Annotated in this window: 2 protein-coding genes; both read right to left on the reverse strand. The window is 72.4% G+C overall.

The window, feature by feature from the left end; all coding sequences use genetic code 11:
• On the reverse strand, positions 1-403 hold a 403-nt coding region (locus tag ACWEN3_RS44230), incomplete at its 3' end, for a sodium:solute symporter family transporter (RefSeq protein WP_452983735.1).
• A gap of 131 nt (positions 404-534) precedes the next feature.
• The gene (locus ACWEN3_RS44235; RefSeq protein WP_452983738.1) at positions 535-3021 is read right to left on the reverse strand and encodes a PAS domain S-box protein; all 2487 of its coding nucleotides are present in this window, start codon (positions 3019-3021) and stop codon (positions 535-537) included.
• Positions 3022-3206 lie beyond the last annotated feature (185 nt).

Raw genomic sequence — 3206 nt, forward strand, 5'->3', positions numbered from 1 at the left:
GCGTGACCGCCGCCGAGACCATCCGGAGCGACCGGGTGCGGTCCTCGAACCGCTCCTCCAGGTAGGCCGACAGGCTGACGGCGTTCCCGGCGCGCTCGGTGTAGGTGCGCAGCCTCGGCGCGACGAACAGCCAGTTGAGGTACGTGCCGATCACCAGACCGACGGCGATCCAGCTGGCTCCGACACCGGCCGCGTACACCGCTCCGGGAAAGGCCAGGAACAGCCAGCCGGACATGTCGCTGGCCCCTGCGGACAGGGCGGCGACGAGCGCGGGGAGCCTGCGGCCGCCCAGGGCGAAGTCGGCGAAGGTGTGAGTGCGGCCGTAGGCCCAGATACCTGTTCCGATCATGACGGCCACGTACACGAGGAACGTGGCCACGATCGGCGCACTCAACTCGGACATAATGCCTCGCCTGCGAGGTTCGTCAGCACGGGCGTGGCGGGTCGCACGCCTGACACCCGCGGGACCTACTGAACAAATTTACAGATTCCGCCCCACGTCGGCCCGAGGAGCGCCCGCTCGCGCCACGGCGGTCAGCCGCGGGCGCCTTCTCCGCCCGGCTCGGGCAGCCCGACCAGGAGCAGCGTCACGTCGTCGTCATGGGCCGCCGTGTCCGGGATGAGCGTCTCGACCAGACGGTCCGCGGCCTGTTCCAGCCTTACGGGATCCGCGGGAGCGCCCTTCAGCGCGATCTCGAACGTGTGGGCGAGGACATCGATCTGGGCCTCGATGTCGGTGCCGGGCCGCTCGACCAGCCCGTCGGTGTACAGCGCCAGCGCGCTGCTCGGCGGCAGCGGCTGGGTCGTCTGCCGGAACGGCACCCCTGGGCTGCACGCGTCGTTGACACCCAGCGGTACACCGACCGGTGCCCGGAGCCGGCGGGCCGGCCCCTCGGGGGGCAGGACGATGACCGGAAGATGCCCCGCCGAGCACAGGGTGACCTCCCCGGCGCCCTGGTCCACCACCAGGTAGACGCAGGTGACGAGCTGGTCCGCCAGATCGCCGACGAACGCGTCCAGCCCGGCCATGAGCCGGCTCGGCGGTACACCGGTGCGGGCCAGCGCGTGGGAGGCCGCGCGCATCTGGCCCATGACGGCCGCCGCCTCCAGGCCGCGGCCCATCACGTCGCCGACGACGATGCCGGTGCGGTCCCGGTCCAGGGGCACGATGTCGAACCAGTCGCCGCCCACCCCCGGGTCCTGGACGGACGCCAGGTACCGGTGGGCGCAGGGCAGGTGGGGAAGGCGGGTCGGCTCGCCCATGAGGCTGTGCTGCAGGGTGTAGGCGATGCGCCGGTGCTCCTCGTAGCGCTCGGCGCGTTCGGCCTCGGCCTGTCTGCGTTCGGTGATGTCCCGTACGGTCAGGAACACCCGCCGTTCCTCCTCGGTCCGCAGGCTGCTGAGGCTCACCTCGACGGGGAACTCGCCACCGTCGCTGCGCAGCCCGTACAGGCCCCGGTCCAGGACGACGGGCTTCGGGTCCGCCTGCCGCAGATAGGCATGGAGGAGCGCGCTGTGCCTGCGGCGCCGCGGGACGGGCACCAGTTCGGCGACCGTGGAGCCCAGGAGGTCGGCCGGCGCATGGCCGAACATCTTCTGCACCTGCGCGTTGGCCATGACGATGGTTCCTCGGCCGTCCGTGATCAGCAGGGCGTCGGGGGCCGATTCCAGCAGCGCGAGGAAGCGCCTGTTGGCCCGCCGGACCTCGCGCTGGGCCGCGACGCGTTCGGTGATGTCGGTGACCACACCGCACACGGCGTAGGGCGTGCCCGACGGGGTCCTGAGCGGGAACAGGGTGGTGAGGACGTCACGTCGGCCTTCCGGCAGGTCGATCGGCTCCTCCCGCTGCACGGGGGCGTCCTCGGCCAGCATGGCGAGGTCGGCGGCCCGCGCCTGGTGCGCGAGACCGGCCGGCATGACATCCCGGTCCCGGCGGCCCAGCACCCGTTCGCGGGACAGCCCGAGGCTCTCCTCGAATGTCGTGTTGACCGCCAGGAAGCGCCCGTCCAGGTCCTTGATGAACACCACGGCGGGCGTGTGGTCCATGAACGCCTGCAGCAGCCGGCCCTGCCGTACCTGCCACGCGGCTCGGGCGTGCGCCAGCTCCACCCGCCGGCCCACCGCCAGCGAGGAGAAGATGACCGCGGCGAACACGACCGCGTGACCGCACACCAGCAGCGCCGCGCCCAGCCGCGTTCCGAACAGTCCCGCGTCCTCACCGACCAGGACGAGCCGGCCCAGCAGCGGCGGCACCACCAGGACGGTGGCGCACAGCCGGCGCCCCAGCGCGCCCGTGGTGCCCGTGTTCATCAGCAGCCCGGCGGCACCCCGGTCCGGCCGGACGAGGAAGGCCGCGATCCCCAGCAGCACCAGGGCCACCGCCGTGTACACGGCCATCCCCTTGTACGGGCCGAACCGCTCCAGCTCGGGCACGGCGTACGCGAACCCGTACAGCCGCAGCATCCCCAGCGTGAGGACGGTCAGGCCCAGGAGCTGACTCACCCAGGCGGACAGCCGGGGCGCGCTCGCGCACAGGGCGGCCAGGCCCCCGACGACCAATGCCACGGCGGTGTTCGGCGCCATCCGTCCGGGCACCTGTGCCGCCACACGCGCGGTGTCGTCGTCGAAGAGCAGTTCGTCGATGCCCAGAGCCGTCCCGGTCACGTACTCCACGACGGTGAGTCCACCGATCACCACGGCCACCGCCGCGGCCGCGCGCACCGCGGCGATCGTCCACGGGGTGACACGGCGGCGCGCCACCAGGAACAAGGAGACACCCAGTGCCAGCAGAGCCAGGGCGCTGTTCGCGTTCATCGCCTCGTCGGCGCCGGGCACGCGCATCAGGGCGTCGATGCCGAAGAGCCAGCCACAGAGACCCGTCGCCCCCAGCGCGGCGGCCAGCAGGGCGGCGCCCTGGGCCACGGCCCGGGCAGCATCCAGGGCGGACTGCTGGTACGGCAGATCCGCGTCCTGCCCTGCTCCGAGTGCGCCCGGCAACTCGGGCGCCTGCTCTCTCGTCACCGAAACACTCGCCTATGGGGACGAACAACCACATTCGCACTAACACCCTAAGTACTTCGCGCCCCCTGTGCCCTGGTCCGCACGCCCCTCCCCACGCCCCCACAGCGCCGGGACCGGCCGGTTGCGGGAGCCGCGTCCCCGGATCGCTCAAGGCCGACCACCCCGACACCAAGCGCGTGCTGCCC

It is taken from the genome of Streptomyces sp. NPDC004561 (assembly GCF_053602155.1).